Genomic DNA, 20149 nt, shown 5'->3' with positions numbered 1-20149 from the left:
ACCCGGTATCCCCCGATGTTCGTCTTGGCGGCGGTCGGCGTTTTCAGGCGCGAGACGTCCGCCCGGGAGTGCGCGATTGAAACGAACTGCGTCTAACCCGGAGCTTTCCCCTCGAGCATGACTAGAAACGGACACAATCAAGCCGTCAACCACTCAAGGTTAAATATTGCTGTTATTCAATATAATGAGCAAGGTAATCACCTGTAATCGCCCTTGAGTTCGCTGTTTGAGCAATGCTATCGCTCTACTAAGGCCCTCTCATCACGAGGGCGGGTTGGGATTTCATCCCGTGAGCGGACGAAATCGCGTGAATTGTGACGGGGTGGCTATGCGTTCTCATTTGAAGATTATCGCGGTCGCGGCGGCGGCCCTGCTGGCCGCTGCGCCTGCCACGGCGCAGCAGGCGTCTGTCCAGACCCGGCCCGCCGTCGGCAGCGGCGGCGACATCGTCAACTACGGCCAGATCCACAGCCCGACCGTCGGACGGGGCGGCATGGTGGTGAGCCAGAGCGCCCTGGCGACCCAGGTCGGCGTCGACATCCTGAAACAGGGCGGCAACGCCGTGGACGCCGCCGTGGCCGTGGCCTTCGCCGAGGCGGTGACCCTGCCGCGCGCCGGCAATATCGGCGGCGGCGGCTACATGATCGTCCACATGGCGGCGACGGCCGACCGTCCGGCGGCTGACATCGCCATCAACTATTACGGCACGGCGCCGCGCGCCACGACGCCGGACTTCCTGCTGGACGACAGCGGCAAGTTCGACCGGCGCGCCCCGTCCAGCTTCCGCAACGTCTCGGTGCCGGGCACGGTCGCCGGCATGTGGGAGGCGCACAAGCGCTTCGGGGTCCTGACCTGGGCCCAGGTCGTGGCGCCGTCGGTCAAGCTGGCCGAGGACGGCGTGATCCTGTCGGACGGCGAGGCGGACGCCACGGCGGGCCGCGCGAGCGTGCTGGCTACCGATCCCGGCGCGCGCGAAGCCTATCTGAAGGCGGACGGCACGCCCTATCGCGCCGGCGAGTTGTTCAAGCAGCCGCAACTGGCGTGGAGCCTGCGTCAGGTGCAGCAGGGCGGGGCCGACGCCTTCTATCGCGGCGAACTGGCCCAGAAGATCGTCGAGGGCGTACGGGCGCGCGGCGGCATCATGGACGCGCAGGATCTGGCCGATTACCGTGCCGACGTGACGGCGCCCATCTGGTCCACCTATCGCGATCACCGCATCGCCTACATGCCGCCGACCGCCTCGGGCGTCAGCGTCGCCGAGGGGCTGAACCTGCTGGAGCACTTCCCCATGCGCGAGCTGCGCTGGGGCAGCGTCGACAGCCTGCACCTGATTTCGGAGGCGATGAAGATCGTCTCGTCGGACCGTCGCCTGATCGGCGGCGCGCCGCAGTGGACGACGCCGGCCCAGGGTCTGGCCAGCAAGGAATTCGCCGCCGAGCGGGTCAAGCTGATCTCGATGGACCGCTCGCTGGCGGCCGCCGACATTCCCGAGGGCAATCCCTATCCGTACGAGAGCCAGGACACGACCCACTATTCGGTGGCCGACGCCCACGGCAATGCGGTGTCGAACACCTATACCCTGTCCAACTCCTATGGCGCGCACGTGGCCCCGGTCGGGACGGGCATCCTGCTGAACAACTCGCTCGACAACTTCTCGTGGGGCTCGAACGGCCAGCCGAATTCGCCGGCGCCGGGCAAGCGTCTGGGCTCGACCATCACGCCGATGATCGTGTTTGACGACGACAAGCCCTGGCTGGTCACCGGCACGCCGGGCGGCGGCTATATCATCGCCACCATGGTGCAACTGATCTCCAACGTCATCGACCACCAGCTGAACATCGCCGAGGCGGCCATGCGTCCGCGCCTGAATCAGGGCGGCGGCGACAGCCCGCTGGAGCTTGAAGGCGGCTTCTCGCCCGACGTCGAACGCCTGTTGGAGGCGCGCGGCCACACCGTCCGCCCGTCCATGACAATGGGCAGCACCCAGTCCATCATGATCGAGGGCGATCGATTCCTGGGCGCGGCGGACACCCGCCGGCCCGACGCCCTGGCGCTCGGCGTCCAGTAGCGGGCGTCCAGCAAGCTTCTAGTCTCAGTCAACCGCGGGGGGCGGCTCATGTTGCGCAAGGTTCTGCTGGCGAGCGTCGCCGGGTTGGTCGTGGCTGCCGGGGCGGCGCCGGTTCTGGCGCAAGCGGCAGGTCCGGCCGCCGCGACGGCCCCGGCATCCGCCTGGCAGGACGGTCTGTTCGGTGTGAAGCTGGATCGGCAAAAGGGCAAGGCTAGCGTGCGTCTGCCGGCGCCCGGCGCGGACGGGGTGCTGGGGCGCTATCTCTACCAACCGGGGTTGTCGGCCGGGCTGGGCATGGACGGCGCCGGTCTGGATCGCTCGGGCCTGGGCCAGGCCCAGGTCCTCGCCTTTCGCAAGGTCGGCAATCGCGTCTTCGCCGAGTTCGAGAACACCCGCTTCCGCGCCGTTGACGCCGACGCCGATCAGGTGAAGGCGGTCGCCGCCTCCTTCTCGCCCTCGGTGGTCTGGTCCGGCGAAGTGGTCGAGACGGCCGCTGACGGATCGGTCAGCGTCGATCTGTCGAGCTTCCTCGAACGCGACGCGATCAACGCCGTGGGCCGCCTGAAACGGGCGCGTCTGGGCTCGTTCAAGGCGGCGCCGACCCTGGGCTATCTGGATACAGACCAGACCCTGGTCTTCCCCGACAACGTCGAGTTCCAGACGGTCCAGACCTTCACCAGCGACGAGCCCGGGATGGAGCTGTCGCGTGTCGCGCCGGACTCCCGATCGGTCACCCTGACGGTGCGCCATTCGTTCATTCGACTGCCCGACGCGGGGTTCCAGCCGGTGTTGCATGACCCGCGCTCCGGCACCTCGGCCCAGGTTCTGGTGACGGACTTCGCCGCCGATCTGGATCAGCCGGTGGTCAGCCGTCTGGCGCGTCGCTTCCGACTGGAGAAGACCGATCCGACCGCCGCTCGCTCGGCGGTCAACAAGCCCATCGTCTTCTACGTCGATCGCGCAGCGCCCCAGGCCATTCGCGAAGCCCTCATCGAGGGCGGCAACTGGTGGGCGCAAGCCTTTGATCGCGCGGGCTACATCGACGCCTTCCGGGTCGAGCTGTTGCCCGAGGGCGCGCACCCGATGGACGCGCGCTACAACATCGTCTCCTGGGTCCACCGCGAGACGCGCGGCTGGTCCACCGGCGCCAGCGTCAATGATCCGCGCACCGGCGAGATCGTCCGCGGCGTGGTGCAACTGGGCTCGTTGCGCGACCGTCAGGACAAGATGATCTTCGAGGGTCTGGTCGGCGCGGCGCGCAGCGGCACGGGCGGCGAGGACGACCCAGACCGTCTGGCCTACCAGCGCCTGCGCCACCTGTCGGCGCACGAGATCGGCCACGCCCTGGGCATCGCCCACAACTTCGCCGCCTCGACCTATGAGGACCGGGCCTCGGTCATGGACTATCCGGCGCCCTGGGTCATCGCGGACGGCGAGCGTCTGGACTTCAGCCGCGCCTATACGACCGGCGTCGGGGCCTGGGATCGCTTTGTTGTCGACTGGCTGTATGGGGATGCGCCGGGCCAGGACCCGGTCGCGCGTCGCGCCGCGCTGGCGGGGGAAGCGCAAGCCAAGGGCTATCGCTTTGTCAACGACACCGACACCCGGCCCCTGGGCAGTCTGCAGCCCTACGCCGCCATGTGGGACAATGGGACCGACCCGACGGTCGAGTTCGCCAATGTCATGGCGGTGCGGCGCATCGCCCTGTCGCGCTTCGGCTTGGCCAACCTGCCGGCGGGCGCGCCGGCGGCGGACCTGCGCCGGGTCATCGTGCCCATCTACCTCTATCATCGCTATCAGACCACGGCGGTCGGGCGGCAGATCGGCGGCGTGGACTATGGCTACGCCATCAGCGGCGACGGCCACGAGCGGGCCGAGGTTGTGCCCGCCGACAAGCAGCGTGCGGCCCTGGAGGCCTTGATGCAGGCCCTGTCGCCGGCCGAACTGGACGTGCGTGACGACCTGATCGACCTGCTGTCATCGGCCCAGTCGGGCAATACCGACCGGCAGACGGAGATCGAGCTGTTCGAGGGCAAGACCGACGCGGTCTTCGATCCGTCCTCGGCGGCGGCGGCGGCGTCCCAGGTGGTGTTCGAGACCCTGCTGGCGCCCGAGCGTCTCAATCGTCTGGTCGAGCAGCAGCGTCGTGATGCGGGTCAGTTGGGCCTGACCGAGGTGCTGGATCGGGTGGCGACGGCTGTGGGGCCGGGGGCTGGCCTCAGCCCGCGTCAGGCGGAACTGCGTCGTGTGACGCGCGCCCGCTACGCCGCCTATCTGGCCGCTCTGATCCAGGGCAAGGATCTGTCGTCCACGGCGCAGGGCGTGGTGCGCGACAGCGCGCGGCGGTTCGGCGAGCAACTGAAGCGTTGCCGCGGCGACCGGCTGGAAACGGCGCAATGCGCCTGGCTGGCCGAGGCCTTGACCGGGCCGGTCGACGGGCTGAAGGCGCTCAGTGAAACCCTGCCGGTAGTTCAGCCCGTGCCGCCGGGCGCGCCGATCGGCGGCGGCGAGTGGCATTGAGCGACCGGCTGGCGGGGGCTTAACGCTCTCGCCAGGTCTTGCCCGTGACGCCTTCGTAGTTGGTTGCGTGATAGACGCCGCGGGCCACGGCCCGGGCCAGGACGTCGGCGGCGACGTTGCCGAGTTGAGCGACGGCGACCTGACGCATGGCCGGGTTCTCAATGACCTTCTTGCCGGTGGACAGGCAGAACAGGGTGTCGCCGTCGAAGGGGGCATGGGAAGGGCGGATGGCGCGGGCCATGCCGTCCTGGGCCATGATGGCCATGCGCTGAAGCTCGACACGTGTCAGGGCCACGTCGGTGGCGATGCAGGCGATGGTGGTGTTCTCGCGCGGGCGGGCGCCGAACTTGGACAGGCCCCAGTCCTCGGCCGAGGCGTGCAGGCCTGACGATCCCATCCCGCCGAACTCGTCGCCGATCTCATAGGGGGCGGCCCAGAAGGTCTTGCCGCCCGGCGCGACGACCGAGCCGACGCTGTTGACCGCGACGATCGCCCCGACCGTCCAGCCCGAAGCCATGAGGGCGGAGGCCGAGCCTATGCCGCCCTTGAGCGCCCCGGCCTCGGCGCCATAGCCCGCGCCGGCGGTGCCCAGATCGAAGCGGTCGCCCGCCTCCTCCAGCGCCTGAACCGACAGGCGGCGGTAGGGCGGCTCCATCTCCCAGGCCTTGTTCCCGCCATTGGCCAGGTCATAGAGGCAGGCGGTCGGGATGATGGGCGACGGGGGCACGCCCGGCGCGCCGCCCATGCCGTAGCCGCGCCCGCGCATGCCCATCCAGGCGGCGACGCTGTCGGCCGAGCCCAGGCCATAGACCGAACCGCCCGACAGGATGATGGCGTCCACCTCCTGCACCAGGTTCTCAGCCCGCAGCACGTCGGTCTCGCGCCCGGCGGGACCCCCGCCGCGCACGTCCACGGCGGCGACGGCGGGCTTTTCGGCCAGGATGACGGTGACGCCGGTTCGGACGCCCGCGTCATGCGCCTGACCCACCTTGATGCCTTCGACGTCGGTGATGAGGTTCAGCGGCCCGGTGCGGCCCGAGGCGCGGGCGGCGGATTGTGCCGCCGGCTTGGCGCTGGCGACGCCGGCTGCGGAGGCGGCGGCGCCGATCAGGGCCGAGCCGAGGACGGTTCTGCGGTTCATCCGGCGGTTTCCTTTTCCAGAGCGTGATTGCGAACCAGATCCGGCGTCGCCGCCAGAAGTGTCTGCGTATAGGGGTGCGAAGGGGCGGCGAAGACGGCGGCGGTTTCGCCCTGTTCGACGATCTTTCCGGCCTGCATGACCAGCAGACGATCCGTCACCGTCCGCACAACCGTCAGGTCGTGGGTGACGAACAGGTAGGACAGGCCCAGGCGGTCCGACAGGTCGGCCAGCAGGTCCAGCACCTGGGCCCGCACCGATACGTCGAGGGCCGAGACCGCCTCGTCCAGACAGATGACGGAGGGCTCGGTGATCAGGGCGCGGGCGATGGCGATGCGCTGGCGCTGGCCGCCAGAAAACTCGTGCGGATACTTGTCGCCGGCCGAGGCGGGCAGGCCGACCTGATCCAGCATCTGATCGACCCGGCGGCGGGCCTCGGCAGGTGAGGGCTGCGTGTCCAGCAAGTGGAAGTTCTCGGCCACCAGCCGCGCCACGGTCCAGCGCGGATCGAAGCTGCCATAGGGGTCCTGGAAGACCACCTGAATATCGCGGCGGATGGCTTTCAGCGCCGCGCCCCTGGCCGCCGTGATGTCGCGGCCGCGGACCAGAACTCGACCCGCTTGGGGCGTCTCCAGAGCCAGGATGGCGCGCAGCAGGGTGGACTTGCCGCAGCCGCTCTCGCCGACCAGTCCGACGCTCTCGCCCGGCTGGATCGACAGGCTCACTTGATCCACGGCGCGGAAGGTTCTGGCCTTGCCGAACAGGGCGGGCGCGCCGCCGTATTCGCGCACCAGACCCTCGACCTGCAGCACCGGGGCGGCGTCGGCCTGCGGGCGGCTGCGTCGCTTAGGGGCGTGGGTGGCGTTGGCCAGCAGGCGTTGAGAATAGGGATGGGCCATGCCGGTGCGGATGCGCGCGACGGGGGATTCCTCGACCAGTTCGCCGTCCTTCATCACCGCCACGCGGTCGGCGGTTTCGGCCACGACGGCGAGGTCGTGGGTGATGAGGATCAGGGCCATGCCGTCCTCGCGCACCAGCCGCTTCAGCAGGTCCAGCACCTGGGCCTGCGTCGTCACGTCCAGCGCCGTCGTCGCCTCGTCCGCGATCAGCAGCCTGGGCGTCAGGGCGATGGCGATGGCGATGGCCACGCGCTGCCTCTGGCCGCCCGACAGTTCGTGCGGGAAGCGGCTTAAGGGGAAGCGTTCGGCGGGCAGGCCGACGCGGTCCAGCACGGCCCGGGCGACGGCGAGGGCCTCCTTGCGCGACGCGCCCTTGTGCAGACGCACCGTCTCGGCGACCTGATCGCCGATGGTCATGACGGGGTTCAGGGCCGTCATCGGCTCCTGGAAGATGATGCCGACGTCGCGGCCGCGCACCTTTTGCAGGGCGGCGTCGGGGGCCCCGGATATGAGCTGGCCGTTCAGGCGGATCTCGCCGGTCACGGCGGCGCGCGGCGGCGTCAGGCCCAGCACGGCCAGCGCGGTCATGGACTTGCCCGAGCCGCTTTCGCCGACCAGGCCGAGGATTTCGCCGGGAGCGACCGACAGGCTGACGTTCTTGAGGATGGGCGTCTGCCCGATCGACAGGCTGAGGTCGCGGATGTCGAGGACGGTCATGCTCAACGCTCCCGCCGCACGCGCGGGTCGAACAGGTCGCGCAGGCCGTCGCCGGTCAGGCTTAGGCCCAGCACGGTCACGAAGATGGCCAGACCCGGCATGACAGCCAGCCAGGGAGCAAAACCGATCATGGTCTGGGCCTCGGCCAGCATCCGGCCCCAGCTGGGCATGGGCGGCTGAGCGCCGAGACCGACGTAGGAGAGCCCGGCCTCGGCCACGATGCCGACGGCGAACTGGATCGCGGCCTGCACGACCAGCAGGCTCATCAGATTGGGCAGGATGTGCTGGAGCGAGATCAGGGCCTTGGACTTGCCCGCCGTGCGCGCCGCCAGGACGTATTCGCGGGTCCACAGGCCCATGGCCGCGCCGCGGGCCACGCGGGTGAAGACGGGGATGTTGAACAGGCCGATGGCGATGATGGCGTTGATCGCCCCGGGGCCGAAGACGGCGGTGATCATCACCGCCAGCAGCAGGGCGGGGAAGGCGAAGATCAGGTCGTTGCCGCGCATGACCAACTCGTCGACCCAGCCGCCGCGCGCGGCCGCGGTCAGGCCCAGCGGCACGCCGACCCCGGCGCCGATGCCGACGGCGACCAGGGCCACGGCCAGCGAGTTCTGCGCCCCGACCATGATCATCGACAGGACGTCGCGGCCGAAATGGTCCGTGCCGAACGGGTGGGCGTCGTTGGGGGCGGTCAGCTTGGCGGCGATGTTCACCGCCTCGACCTCATAGGGCGTCCAGACGAAGGCGATCAGGGCGGTCAGGACCACCACGACGGTCAAGGCACCGCCGACGACCAGCGACAGCGGCCAGCGGACGCGCGACTTGGCGGCCAGGGCAGGGGCGTCGGTCATGCGCGGCGTCCCCTCAGGCGCGGATCAGCAAACAGATAGGCCAGGTCGATCAGGAAGCTGACCAGAACCACGGCGAAGACCAGCACCACCACCACCCCCTGCACCACGATCAGGTCGCGCTGGGTGATGGCCTGGAAGACCAGTCGGCCCAGACCGGGCAGGGAGAAGACGTTCTCGATGATGATGCCGCCGGCCAGCAGGAAGGGGAACTGAAGGCCGAGGATGGTCAAGACGGGGATCCAGGCGTTCCTCAGGGCGTGACGCCACAGAGCCTGGTTGACCGACAGGCCCTTGGCGCGAGCGGTGCGGACATAGTCCTCGTTCATGGTGTCGAGCAGGGCGGTGCGCAGGACGCGCGCGAGGATGGCGGCCTGGGGCGCGGCCAGGGCCACGGCCGGCAGGATCAGGGCCTTGAAGGCGGGCCAGACGCCCTGGCTCCAGCCGGGGAAACCGCCGGCCGAGAACCAGCCCAGGTTCACCGAGAACAGCAGGATCAGCAGCATGGCGATCCAGAAGTTGGGCAGGGCCACGCCGACCTGGGTGACGCCGATCAGGCCGGTGTCGACCGCCGTGCCGCGACGGCTGGCGGCCATGACGCCGATGGGCAGGGCGACGGCCAGCGATAGGATGGTGGCCATCAGGGCCAGGGGCGCCGACACGGCCAGACGCTCGGCGATCAGGCCGCCGACCGGCACCTGATAGGTGTAGCTGGTCCCGAACTGGCCGGTCAGCAGGTCGCCCAGCCAGGCGAGGTAGCGTTCGACGCCTGACCCCTCCAGCCCCATCTGCTGGCGCAGGGCGGCGATGGAGTCCGGGCTGGCGTTCAGCCCCATCATGTAGCTGGCCGGGTCGCCCGGCACGACCTGCAGCAGCAGGAAGATGACCACCGTCGCCGCCAGCAAGGTCAGGGCGTGGCCGCCCAGCCTCTTCAGCATCCAGCTGACGCCGAAACGCCAACCGACGAAGGCCAGCAGAGCCGCGCCCGCGACCAGGCTGATCCAGCCCCAGGGCAGGCCGCCGCCGGTCCGCTCGGCGGTCGTCGCGCCAACCGCGCCCGCGCCGGTGAACCAGGCCCCCGACACGTCGTTCGCGGCGATGGGGGCGTTGATCCACAGGCCGTTCAGGTCGGCCTTCCACACGCCGATGCGCGAGGACTGGAACAGGAAGGCGTTGACCGCGTCTTCGCTGATGCGGCGTTGCAAATCGCCCAGCAGACGTAAGCGCGTCGGCTCGTCAGGGGCGGCCTGAACCTGGGCCAGCAGGGCGTCGAAGGCGGGGCTGTCGTAGCCGAAATAATAGTCCTTGCGGCCATAGATGTCGTAATCCATCGGCTCGACGTGCTCGACGATGGTCAGGTCGAACTGGCGGCGCTTGAACACCTGATCCAGCCACTGGGCCCATTCCAGATTTTCGATCTTCACCCGAATGCCCGCCTGCGCCAGTTGCGAGGCCAGCACCTCGCCGCTGCGTCGCGCATAGGGGCGGGGCGGCAGGCGCAGGGTCACGTCGATGCCGTTGGGATAGCCCGCCTCGGACAGCAACCGACGCGCCTTGGCGACATCGTGCGGATAGGCGCCGGTCAGGTCGACATAGCCCGGGGCCTGACGCGAATAGTGGCTGCCGATGGGCTGGCCGAAGCCGAACATGGCCCCCTGGATCAGGGCGTCGCGGTCGATGGCGTAGGACAGGGCGCGGCGCACCCGCACGTCGTTGAACGGCGCCTTGGTGTTGTTGATCCCCAGGATGACCTTGCCCTCGGAGGCGCCGACGACGACGCGGAAGCGCGGGTCGCGCTGAAACTGGGCCACGTTTTCCGGCGCGGGATAGTTGGGGAAGGCGTCCACGTCGCCGGCGCTGACGGCGGCGAAGGCGGCGGTCGGGTCGCTGATGAAACGGAAGACGACGGTGTTCAGGCGTGGGGCCGGGCCCCAGTAGCCGGGCCAGCGGGACAGGGTCAGCTGGCTGCCGCGCCGCCAGCTATCAAAGCGGAAGGGGCCGGTGCCGACAGGCGAGACCGCGTTGGTCGCCGCGCTGCTGGGCGAGACCATGACGGCGTCGCCCCAGGCCAGGACATAGGGCAGGGTCGCCATCGGCCGCGACAGACGGATGCGCAGGGTCGCCGGGTCGATGACCTCGACGCTCTGGATCGGTGCGAACAGGGCTTTCTGGGCGTTGGTCGAACCCTCGGCGGTGATCCGGTCCAGCGAGAACTTGGCGGTCGCGGCGTCGAACGGCGCGCCGTCCTGGAAGGTCACGCCGCGCCGCAGGTGGAAGGTCCAACTCAGACCGTCGGGCGCGGCCTCCCATGACTCGGCAAGGGCCGGGGCCAGGGCGCCGTTCTGGGTCAGCCTGGTCAGGCCCTCGAAGATGTTGCCGTAAACGACCTCGTCCACGGCGGCGGCGGCGGCCGAGGTCGGGTCGAGATTCGGCGGCTCCAGCGGCAGGCCCAGCACCAGACGGTCGCGGGCAGGCGCGGCGTGGGCGTCAGGCGCGGGCGCGAGAACGGTCAGGCCGATCAGCAGCGCAGCCGACAGCAGCGTGCGGCTCAGCCGATCCCTTGCCCTAAGCCCCAAACCCCGCTTCACGCAGTCCCGCCTCCCGTTTGATGATGCAGCATCGCCCAAATCGCGCGCGGCGTCAGGGCGTGTTTCGCAGAATGTCGGCCAGCCGTCCGATCAGTTCGTCGATCTGTTCGCGGCTGATGATCAGGGGCGGCGACAGGGCAATGACATCGCCAGTGACGCGGATCAGCAGCCCCTCGTCAAAGGCCCGGTGAAAGACCTCGGTCGCGCGGGCGCCGGGGGCGTCGGGGCGCGAGGCCAACTCGACAGCGGCGACCATGCCCAGATTGCGGATGTCGATGACGTGGGGCAGGCCCTTCAGGCTGTGCACACCCTCTTCCCAATAGGGCGCCATGTCGGTCGCGCGCTGGAACAGGCCCTCGCCGTCGTAGACGTCCAGCGTCGCCAGCCCGGCGGCGGCGGCCAGCGGATGGCCGGAATAGGTGTAGCCGTGGAAGAATTCTATGCCGGGCGCCGAGGCGTCGTTGACCACGGCCTCGTAGATCTCGCCGCGCACCCCGACCGCGCCCATCGGCACGGCGCCATTGGTCAGGCCCTTGGCGCAGACCAGCAGGTCGGGAATGACGCCCAGGGTTTCGGACGCCGTGGCCCCGCCGATGCGACCGAAGCCGGTGATGACCTCGTCGAAGATCAGCAGGATGCCGTGGCGGGTCGCGATCTCGCGCAGCCGCTCCAGATAGCCAATGGGCGGCACGATCACCCCGGCCGAACCCGACAGGGGCTCGACGATGACGGCGGCGATGGTCTCGGCGCCGTGCTCGGCGATCAGGACTTCCAGTTCGTCGGCCAGATGCGCGCCCCAGGTCGGCTGGCCGCGTGAGAAGGCGGCCTCCTCCAGGTTCAGCGTATGCGACAGGTGATCGACGCCGGGCAGGGTGGGGAAGCCGCGTTTGTTGTTCTCCAGACCCCCGACGGAAATGCCGCCGAAGCCGACGCCGTGATAGCCCTTCTGCCGTCCGATCAGTCGGGTGCGCCCTTCGAAGCCCTTGGCCTTCTGGTATGCGAGGGCGATCTTCAGCGCCGTATCGACGCCTTCGGAGCCGGAGCCGGCGAAGAAGACATGGTCGATGTCGGCGGGGAACAGCAGCCCGAGGCGAGCGGCCAGTTCGAAGACCAGCGGGTGGCCCAGCTGGAAGGTCGGGGCGTAGTCGAGAATTTCAGCCTGGCGCTGGATCGCCTCGACGATGGGTTTGCGCGCGTGGCCGGCGTTGACGCACCACAGGCCCGCCGTGCCGTCCAGGACCGGACGGCCGTCAGGCGTGAAGTAGTGCATGTCGCGAGCCGAGGCCAACAGCCGCGGATGCGCCTTGAAGCTGCGGTTCGCGGTGAACGGCATCCAGAAGGAATCCAGGTCGTTGGCGGCCCGTGTGGTCATGCAAGCATCCTCTCGAGACGACCAGTAGCGGATGAATGGCCGAGGAAGGAAAGACTGTTATTGGCGCGACTTAACCTGCTGATTTTACGCCAACAGGCAGCGCATTGATCAGGATCGTGGACGTCATGATCAGGGGCGGGCTGGAAGGCGTACGGACACCCTCCAGCCCGGCGGCGGCGCTCAATACTGCAGGCTGAGGCGCGCGCCGATGGTGCGGGGCCGACCCGGTTGGGCGATGTCGGCGCTGGTGAAGAAGTTGCGGGTCAGGTCGTATTCCTGATCGAACAGATTGCGTGCCCAGAAGGTGACGGACCAGTTGGCCGCCTCCGGTCCCATGGTTACGCTGGCGTTGGCCAGCCAGTAGTCCGGCACGTCGTATTTGGCGCCCAGCCACGACGGGTATTCGTCTCGATAGGAGTAGTTGGTCTCGGCCGTCACGGCGAAGCCGCTGACGGTCCAGTCGTAGCTGATCGAACCGGCGTAGCTGATCGCGGGGAAGAGGATCGGGTCGCCGGCCTTGTCTTCAAAGACGGCCATGTTGGCGGCGCGGGACGCGGCGACGTCGAGGGCTTCGTACTCGTCGTACTCACCCTTCTTGTAGCTGAGCGACTGGCTGATGCGGAGGCCCTGGACGGGCCTCAGCACGGCCTCGAGTTCAGCGCCCCAGATATGGGAGGACGGAGCGTTGGCGAAGCGGCCGACGGGACCGTTCGCGCCCCACACCGCCGACAGGACCTGCTGGTCGGTATAGTCGTAGTAGTAGGCCGCGCCGTTGATCTGAACGGCGCGCGACGGATCAGCTTTGAAGCCCACTTCGTAGGCCCAGAGGATCTCGGGGTTGAAGGGCTCGATGCCGCTGCGGTCGCCGGTGTTGTAGGTGGTGAATCCGCCCGACTTGGCGCCCCGGCTGGCCGAGCCGTAGATCAGGATGTTGTCGGAGGGTTTGAACTCCAGCGCCGCCTTGCCGGTCAGGGGCGTCATCTTGGTGTCGACGCTGGTCGGCGGCAGGGCCGTGGCGCCGCCAAAGGCCGAGCCGAAGCCCTGAAGCTCGCGCGTCTCTTCCTCGTAGCGCAGGCCCACGATGGCCTTAAGCTGGTCGGTGAAGGCGTATTCGGCCTGGCCGAACAGGCTCCAGGACTCGACCGACTGGTCGTAGGTGACCTGGGCGTAGGTGCCGTAGATGTCGATGAAGTCCGAGAAGTAGCGCTCGTTCAGATCCTGCTTGGAATAGTAGAATCCAGCGACCCAGGTCAGGGCGCTGTCGTTGTCGGAGGCCAGGCGCAGTTCCTGGGAGAGCACGTCCACGTCGCTGCCGAAGAAGGTGTCGGCCTCGGCCGAGGCGCTTGAATCCCAGTCGCCGTATTCGCTGCGGTCCAGGGTCTCGTAGCTGGTGATGCTGGTCAGGTTCATGCCCTTGAGCGCCAGGTTGGCGTTCAGCGACGCGCCCCACGCCGAGTTGTCCCGGCCCGGCTTGTCCGTCACGTCGCGTCCGATGGAGGCGGCGAAACGCGGCGACAGGCCCCAGCCGGTCTTGGAGTGATCCCTGTCGGCGGGAATGGTTGGGCCGGTTCCCCCGCGTGTTCGCAGGTCGCTGAGCAAATACAGGCCCTGGTTTTCGGACTTGTCGATGCCGCCGTGGACGTCGAGCAGTAGGGACAGGGTCTCGCTGGGATCCCAGGCCAGGAGGGCGCGGGCGCCGGTGCGGTCGGCGTCGCCGAGCGATTCTCCCGTCGTGCGATTGCGCTGCCAGGCGCCGCCCTGTTCGGTCGAGACGGCCAGACGGCCGCGCAGGCCGCCCGCCAAGGGGCCTGAGACATGGCCCTCGGCGCGGAAGAGGTCATGGCTGCCCCATTCGGTCATCAGACCGGCCGACAGGTCCTCGGTCGGGCGCTTGGTGACGAAGCTGATGGCGCCGCCGGTGGTGTTGCGGCCGTAGAGGGTGCCTTGTGGACCGCGAAGCACCTCGACCCGGTCGATGTCGAAGATCAGACCCTGGGTCATGACCGGGACCGGATAGGCGACCTCGTTCACATAGACCCCGACGGTGGGCGAGTTGTTCGAGGCGTAGTCCTGGAAGCCGACGCCGCGCATGCGGAACTGGGCGGCGCCGCCGCCGAAGGCTGGCTCGACCTCCAGGTTGGGGGTGACGTTCTGAAGCTGGTTGACGTTGGTGACGCCCTGCTGGATCAGGGCTTCGCCGCTGAGCACGCTGAGGGCGATGCCGACATCCTGGGCCGCCTGTTCGCGGCGCTGGGCGGTGACGATGACTTCGTCGATCGTCGTGGCCGGATCGGGCGGCGCCTGTTGCGCCATGGCGGTGGTGGAACACAGGGCCGCGAGCGCCCCGGCGGATACGCTGACCAAAAGACGATTCATCGCCTCATCCCTCCCAATGAAACCGCGCAGATCGTTCTAGGCGATCTTGCTGCGGTCGAACGGGCCGAACGGCCCGAACCCCTGCATATTCCTCAGACCGAAGACATTGTGCAACGCAACAACCTTGACGCTGTCTGGGTCTTCCTCCCGGTGTCACTCATTCGTCACGCACGAAGTAGTCGTCTAAAAGGATAGGGTCGCAAGCCTGTTTCTTCTAAAGCTCATGAGGCTGAGAACGCTTGGAATTTTATTTTTCTTGATCAGTATTCCGATCAATCGCAACGCAGCATCAGAAGGTCGGCGGCGTGCAGGCGCTGATGACCACGCAAGGGACGTCGCCCACGTTGCGAAACCGGTGGGGCAAGGTGCTGGGAAAGAGGTAGCCGTCGCCAGCTTTCAGGACGCGCGACTGGCCGTCGACCGTGACTTCGAGGCGACCGGAAATGACCAGGCCGCCTTCCTCGCCTTCATGGGACAGCATGACACGGCCGCTGTCGGAGCCGGGCTGATAGGTCTCATGAAGGATCTGCAGGCTGCTGTCCTGGCCCGAACCCAATTGGCGGTAGGAGACCTCGCCGCGCGAGATGTCGGTCAGTTCGTCGTGGCGATAGAAGTGCTTGGTCGGGGTCTCGAACTCGGAGCTAAAGAATTCACCCAGGGACACGCCGGCGGCGTCCAGCAGGCGTTTCAGTGAGCCGACCGATGGGCTGGTGCGGCCGCTTTCGACCAGGCTGACGGTGCTGGACGGCACGCCGGCCTTTCGGGCCAAGGCGCGCTGGGACAGCCCCAGCCGGTCCCGCAGCGCCCGCAGGCGCGGACCGATGATGTTGTCGCCTTCGTCGCCATCGCCACGCGCCATCTGCGTCATCCTTGCTCGCGGGTCAGCAGGCTGTAGGCCGCTCTAGCCATCACCTTGGCCGAGTTGGTCATGTCGTCGATGCCGACCCATTCATCGGGCTGGTGCGCCAGATCAAGCACGCCGGGTCCGTAGGCGATGCAGTCCTTCAGCTTGCCGATGCGGTCGATGTGCTTTTGGTCATAGGTGCCGGGCGAGCAGACAAACTGGGCCTTGCGTCCCAGCACCGTCTCGATGGCGGCGGCGGTGGTGCTGGCGACCGGCCCGTCGCGGTCGGCCATGCTGGGCGCCACCTGGAACAGGTCGCGCATCTCGTAGCGGAAGCCGTGGCGCTGGGCCGCCAGCCCGTCGAGGATGGCCTTCACCTCGCCCTTCACGTCGTCCAGCGTCTCCTCGATCAGGAAGCGACGGTCGATGATCACGCGCGTCGAATCGGCGACGCAGGGCGCGGGCAGGCCGTCGAAGCCCTCGGCCTGACCGCCGTGGATGGAGTTGATGTTCATGGTCGACTGCCGGGCGCCTTCGGGCACCACCGGCATGTCTGAATGGCGGCCCGCCATGGCGGGATAGAGCTTGTCCTCGAAGGCCTGCATCACCGCATTCATGTGGCGGATGGCGGAATCACCGAGGAAGGGCATCGAGCCGTGGGCGATGCGGCCCTTGGTCTCGATCTCGGCCCACCAGACGCCGCGGTGGCCGATGCAGACCCGGTCCACGTTCAGCGGCTCGGGGATGATGACGTGATCCACGCGCGGGGTGGAGAACCAGCCGCGCTCGGCCAGATAGGCGACGCCGCCGTAGCCGCCGGACTCCTCGTCCACGGTGCCGGAAATCTCCAGCGCGCCCGGCAGGGGCAGGCCGGAATCGATCAGGGCCTCGACCGCGATGATGGAGGCGGCCAGCCCGCCCTTCATGTCGCAGGCCCCCCGGCCATAGACGCGGCCGTCCTTCACCTCGCCGCCGAACGGATCGACGGTCCAGCCGGCGCCGACCTCGACCACGTCGATGTGGCTGTTGAAGTGGACGCAAGGGCCCGGTTCAGAGCCGGTCCAGCGGGCGATGATGTTGGTGCGCGGGTATTGATCGCTGTCGCCCGGCGAGCCTTCGCCGCGCACATATTCGACGACGAAACCGCGCTTCTTCAGTCGCTCGCCGATGTATTCGGCGCAGGGACGATAGGCCTCGCCCGGCGGGTTGATGGTGGGAAAGCGGATCAGGTCCTGGGTCAGGGCGACCAGTTCGTCGGTGCGCCCGTCGATCAGGTCCATGACGGTCTGCATTGTGGGGGAGCTCATCGGTCGGACCTCATGCGGACGTGGACAGGTGGTCGAGCGCGGCCAGCACCGCGTCGGTCATCTGAAGGGTGGAGACGGGGGCGACGCCGGCTTCGGCGATGTCGGGGGTGCGGACGCCCTGGGCCACGACGCGGCGCACCGCGCGCTCCAGCAGGTCCGCCTGTTCAGGGGCGTCGAAGGAGTGACGCAGGCACAGGGCGAAGGACAGGATGGTCCCGATGGGATTGGCGATGCCTTGTCCCGCAATATCGGGCGCCGACCCGTGGATCGGCTCATACAACGCGCGGCTGCGGCCGGGGTTTACCAGCCCCGACAGCGAGGCCGAGGGCAGCAGTCCCAGCGACCCGGTCAGGGCCGCCGCCGCGTCCGACAGGATGTCGCCGAACAGGTTGTCGGTGACGATGACGTCGAACTGGGCAGGACGTCGCACCAACTGCATGGCGCAGTTGTCGGCGTACATATGGCTCAGCTCCACGTCGGGATAGTCGGCGGCGACCTCGGTGGCCACGGTGCGCCACAGGGCGCCGGTCTCCATGACATTGGCCTTGTCCACCGAGCAGAGGCGGCGCTGGCGGGTGCGCGCGATCTCGAAGGCCGTGCGGCAGACGCGAGCGATCTGGCCTTCCGTATAGGCCTGGGTGTCGTAGGCGCGGCGCTGGCCGTCAGGGCCGACCTCATTGGCGCGCGGCAGGCTGAAATAGACCCCCGCCGTCGCCTCGCGCACGATCAATATGTCGAGCCCCTGGATCAACTCGGGCTTCAGCGCCGAGGCGTCCAACAGTTCGTCGAAACAGACGGCGGGCCGCAGGTTGGCGTAGAGGTCCAGCGCTTGACGTAAGCGCAAGATGCCCATCTCGGGCCGCTGGGCGCGGGGCAGGTGGTCCCATTTCGGCCCGCCGACGGCGCCGAACAGGACGGCGTCAGACGCCAGCGCCTGATCCACGACGTCCTCGCTGACGGGCGCGCCGACCGCGTCGATGCTGGCGCCCCCGGCCAGGCCCTCGCTCAGTTCCAGCCGCAGCCCGGCGTTGCGGCCAAACCAGTCGGCGACGCGCAGGGTCTCGCGGATGATCTCGGGTCCGATGCCGTCGCCGGGCAGGACCAGCAGCTTGAACGCGCGGTCAGATGCAGCGGCCACCGTCCACCTCCATGGCCACGCCGGTGATCATCGAGGCGTCGTCCGAACAGAGGAAGGCCGCGGCCGCCCCCATGTCCTCGGGTGTCGAGAAGCGGCCTATGGGGATGGAGGCTAGGAACTTTGCCCGAATTTCGGGCGTGTCCTCGCCCATGAAGGTCTTCAGCAGCGGCGTCTCGCCCGCCACCGGGTTCAGGGCGTTCACTCGCACCTGGAAGGGCGCCAACTCGACCGCCATGGCGCGCGTCGCCGTGATGACCCAGCCTTTGGACGCATTATACCAGGTCAGGTTCGGCCGGGGGCTGACCCCGCCGGTCGAGGCGATGTTCAGGATGGCGCCGGACCCCTGCGCCTTCATCCCCGGCACGAAGGCCTTCGACATCAGATAGATGGAACGCATGTTGACGTTGGCGATGCGATCGAAGGCTTCGTCCGACAGCTCGTCCAGCGGCTGGGGCGTATGCCCGACCCCGGCGTTGTTGACCACGATGTCGACCCCGCCCAGCAGGCGGTTCGCCGTCTCGGCCAGGGCGGCCACGTCGGCGGCGCTGGCCACATCGACCTTCACCCCCAGGGCCTCGTCGCCCAGTTCGGCGGCCAATGCGCGGGCCGCCTCGCCGTTCAGGTCGGCGACGACAACGCGAGCGCCCTCCTCGGCGAAGCGACGCGCGATCCCGGCGCCGAAGCCCGAGGCCCCGCCCGTGACGATGGCGCGCTTGCCCTCCAGCCGCCTTGCTCTGTTCTCCCCCAAGACGCCTGCTCCCTATCCGTGATGGGCCGCGACGGTCTTGAGCGCGGTGAAGGCGTAAAGCGCCTCGAACCCCTTCTCGCGACCGTGGCCCGACCTGCCGACGCCGCCGAAGGGCAGTTCGACCCCGCCCGCCGCGCCATAGTTGTTGATGAAGACCTGTCCGGCCCGCAGCCGCTTGGCCAGCCGCATCTGCCGCCCGCCGTCGGCGGTCCAGACCCCGGCGACCAAGCCGTACTCCGTGCCGTTGGCGATGGCGACGGCGTCCTCTTCGGTGTCGAAGGGGATGACGACCACGGCGGGGCCGAAGATTTCTTCCTGCGCCAGGGCATGATCCGGGGCCACGCCCGCGAACAGGGTGGGGCGCACATAGTGGCCGCCTGTGGGGGCGTCGGCGGCGATCTCGCCCTGGCCCACGATCAGACCGGCCTGGGCGCCGAGGTCCAGGTAGCGGTCGACCATGGCCTTTTGCCGCGCCGAGATCAGCGGCCCGACGTCGCGGTCGTCGATGGCGGCGCCGACCTTCAGCGCGCGATAGCGTTCGCTCATCCGCGCGACCACCGCGTCATAGACGCCGCGCTGGACCAGGACGCGCGACCCGGCCGAGCAGGTCTGGCCCGCGTTCTGGATCCCGGCGTTGACGAGGAAGGGCAGGGCCTTGTCCAGATCGGCGTCGTCGAACACCAGCTGGGGCGACTTGCCGCCCAGCTCCAGCGTCACCGGCACGGCGTTGACCGCCGCCGCCTGCTGGATGGCCACGCCGACCCCGGTCGAGCCGGTGAAGGACAGGTGGTTCACCGCCGGATGCGCCGCCAGCGCCGCGCCGGCCTCGGCCCCCGTCCCGGTCACGACGTTCAGCGCCCCGGCGGGCAGGCCGCAATCCTCGGCGATGTGAGCAAAGGCCAGCGCCGTCAGCGAGGCCTGCTCGGCGGGCTTCAGCACCGCCGCATTGCCGACCGCCAGCGCCGCGACCACGGAGCGACCGATGATCTGCATCGGATAGTTCCAGGGAATGATGTGGCCCGTCACCCCGTGCGGCTCGCGCAGGGTGTAGACCGTATAGCCTTCGAGGAAGGGGATGGTCTCGCCGTGCAGCTTGTCCGCCGCCCCGCCATAGAACTCCAGATACCGCGCCAGGGCGACCACATCGGCCCGCGCCTGTTTCAGCGGCTTGCCGACATCCAGCGCCTCAAGCTCGGCCAGCATGTCGATGCGGGTCTCGACCTCGCGCCCCATGCGCGCCAGCACCCGCCCGCGCTCGGCGGCCGTCATGCGGCCCCAGGGGCCGTCCAGCGCCGTCCGGGCGGCATGCACCGCCGCGTCGATATCCTCGGTTCCGCCCGCCGCCAGCCTTCCCAGGATCTCGCCGGTCGAGGGGTTTTCGATAGGCAGAACGCCGCCGCCGACAGGCGAACGCCACTGGCCGCCGATGAAGACCTGATCGGTAGGGAAGGGCGCGACCATCAAGCTCTGCTCACCATGGTTGCTCGCCATTGCGAGCGCTTCAGGGGCAGTGGGCATGATTATTGATTATGCAACAAGCCTTTTATGGATTGAGTCTAAGTCACTGATTTCTCGATCCAGAT

At 68.5% G+C, this 20149-nt stretch carries 13 protein-coding genes; 2 read left to right on the top strand and 11 right to left on the bottom strand.

Annotated features, from left to right (window positions below; all coding sequences use genetic code 11):
* Positions 1-328: 328 nt before the first annotated feature.
* Entirely contained in the window at positions 329-2068 is a 1740-nt protein-coding gene (gene ggt / locus ACOZBP_RS05655; RefSeq protein ID WP_422675396.1) for a gamma-glutamyltransferase, read from the top strand.
* A gap of 48 nt (positions 2069-2116) precedes the next feature.
* Positions 2117-4588: a zinc-dependent metalloprotease gene (locus tag ACOZBP_RS05650; protein ID WP_422675395.1), complete on the top strand. Its 2472-nt coding sequence runs from the start codon at positions 2117-2119 to the stop codon at positions 4586-4588.
* 19 nt (positions 4589-4607) lie between these two features.
* On the opposite strand, the gene ACOZBP_RS05645 is transcribed toward ACOZBP_RS05650, so the two are convergent.
* From ACOZBP_RS05645 to ACOZBP_RS05595, 11 genes are all read right to left on the bottom strand, one after another.
* The gene (locus tag ACOZBP_RS05645) at positions 4608-5729 is read right to left on the bottom strand and encodes a P1 family peptidase (RefSeq protein ID WP_422675394.1); all 1122 of its coding nucleotides are present in this window, start codon (positions 5727-5729) and stop codon (positions 4608-4610) included.
* Positions 5726-7342, bottom strand: coding sequence for an ABC transporter ATP-binding protein (locus ACOZBP_RS05640; RefSeq protein ID WP_422675393.1), 1617 nt, complete (start codon positions 7340-7342; stop codon positions 5726-5728). Before ACOZBP_RS05640 ends, ACOZBP_RS05645 begins: the two co-directional genes overlap by 4 nt.
* Positions 7343-7344: 2 nt before the next feature.
* The gene (locus tag ACOZBP_RS05635; protein ID WP_422675392.1) at positions 7345-8196 is read right to left on the bottom strand and encodes an ABC transporter permease; all 852 of its coding nucleotides are present in this window, start codon (positions 8194-8196) and stop codon (positions 7345-7347) included.
* Positions 8193-10781: an ABC transporter substrate-binding protein gene (locus ACOZBP_RS05630; RefSeq protein ID WP_422675391.1), complete on the bottom strand. Its 2589-nt coding sequence runs from the start codon at positions 10779-10781 to the stop codon at positions 8193-8195. The genes ACOZBP_RS05635 and ACOZBP_RS05630 overlap by 4 nt, the downstream gene beginning before the upstream one ends.
* 52 nt (positions 10782-10833) lie before the next feature.
* A complete protein-coding gene (locus ACOZBP_RS05625) occupies positions 10834-12153 on the bottom strand; it encodes an aspartate aminotransferase family protein (protein WP_422675390.1) in 1320 nt (439 codons plus the stop codon).
* Between the two features lie 180 nt (positions 12154-12333).
* Positions 12334-14529 carry a TonB-dependent receptor gene (locus ACOZBP_RS05620; RefSeq protein WP_422675389.1) on the bottom strand — a complete coding sequence of 732 codons (2196 nt, stop codon included), beginning with the start codon at positions 14527-14529 and terminating at the stop codon, positions 12334-12336.
* 289 nt (positions 14530-14818) lie between these two features.
* Positions 14819-15388 carry a cupin domain-containing protein gene (locus ACOZBP_RS05615; protein WP_422675388.1) on the bottom strand — a complete coding sequence of 190 codons (570 nt, stop codon included), beginning with the start codon at positions 15386-15388 and terminating at the stop codon, positions 14819-14821.
* Between the two features lie 5 nt (positions 15389-15393).
* Positions 15394-16680: an acetylornithine deacetylase/succinyl-diaminopimelate desuccinylase family protein gene (locus tag ACOZBP_RS05610; protein WP_422675387.1), complete on the bottom strand. Its 1287-nt coding sequence runs from the start codon at positions 16678-16680 to the stop codon at positions 15394-15396.
* Positions 16681-16690: 10 nt separating this feature from the next.
* A complete protein-coding gene (gene leuB / locus ACOZBP_RS05605) occupies positions 16691-17818 on the bottom strand; it encodes a 3-isopropylmalate dehydrogenase (protein WP_422675386.1) in 1128 nt (375 codons plus the stop codon).
* Positions 17802-18566 (bottom strand): glucose 1-dehydrogenase, encoded by a 765-nt coding sequence (locus ACOZBP_RS05600; protein WP_422675385.1) that lies wholly within the window; start codon positions 18564-18566, stop codon positions 17802-17804. The genes leuB and ACOZBP_RS05600 overlap by 17 nt, the downstream gene beginning before the upstream one ends.
* 12 nt (positions 18567-18578) lie before the next feature.
* Complete coding sequence (locus ACOZBP_RS05595; protein ID WP_422675384.1) at positions 18579-20057, bottom strand: aldehyde dehydrogenase family protein; 1479 nt, start codon at positions 20055-20057, stop codon at positions 18579-18581.
* Positions 20058-20149: the final 92 nt, after the last annotated feature.

The organism is Brevundimonas sp. NPDC058933 (assembly GCF_049315965.1).
Lineage (GTDB): Bacteria > Pseudomonadota > Alphaproteobacteria > Caulobacterales > Caulobacteraceae > Brevundimonas.
This window is presented reverse-complemented; position numbering and strand designations above follow the sequence as displayed.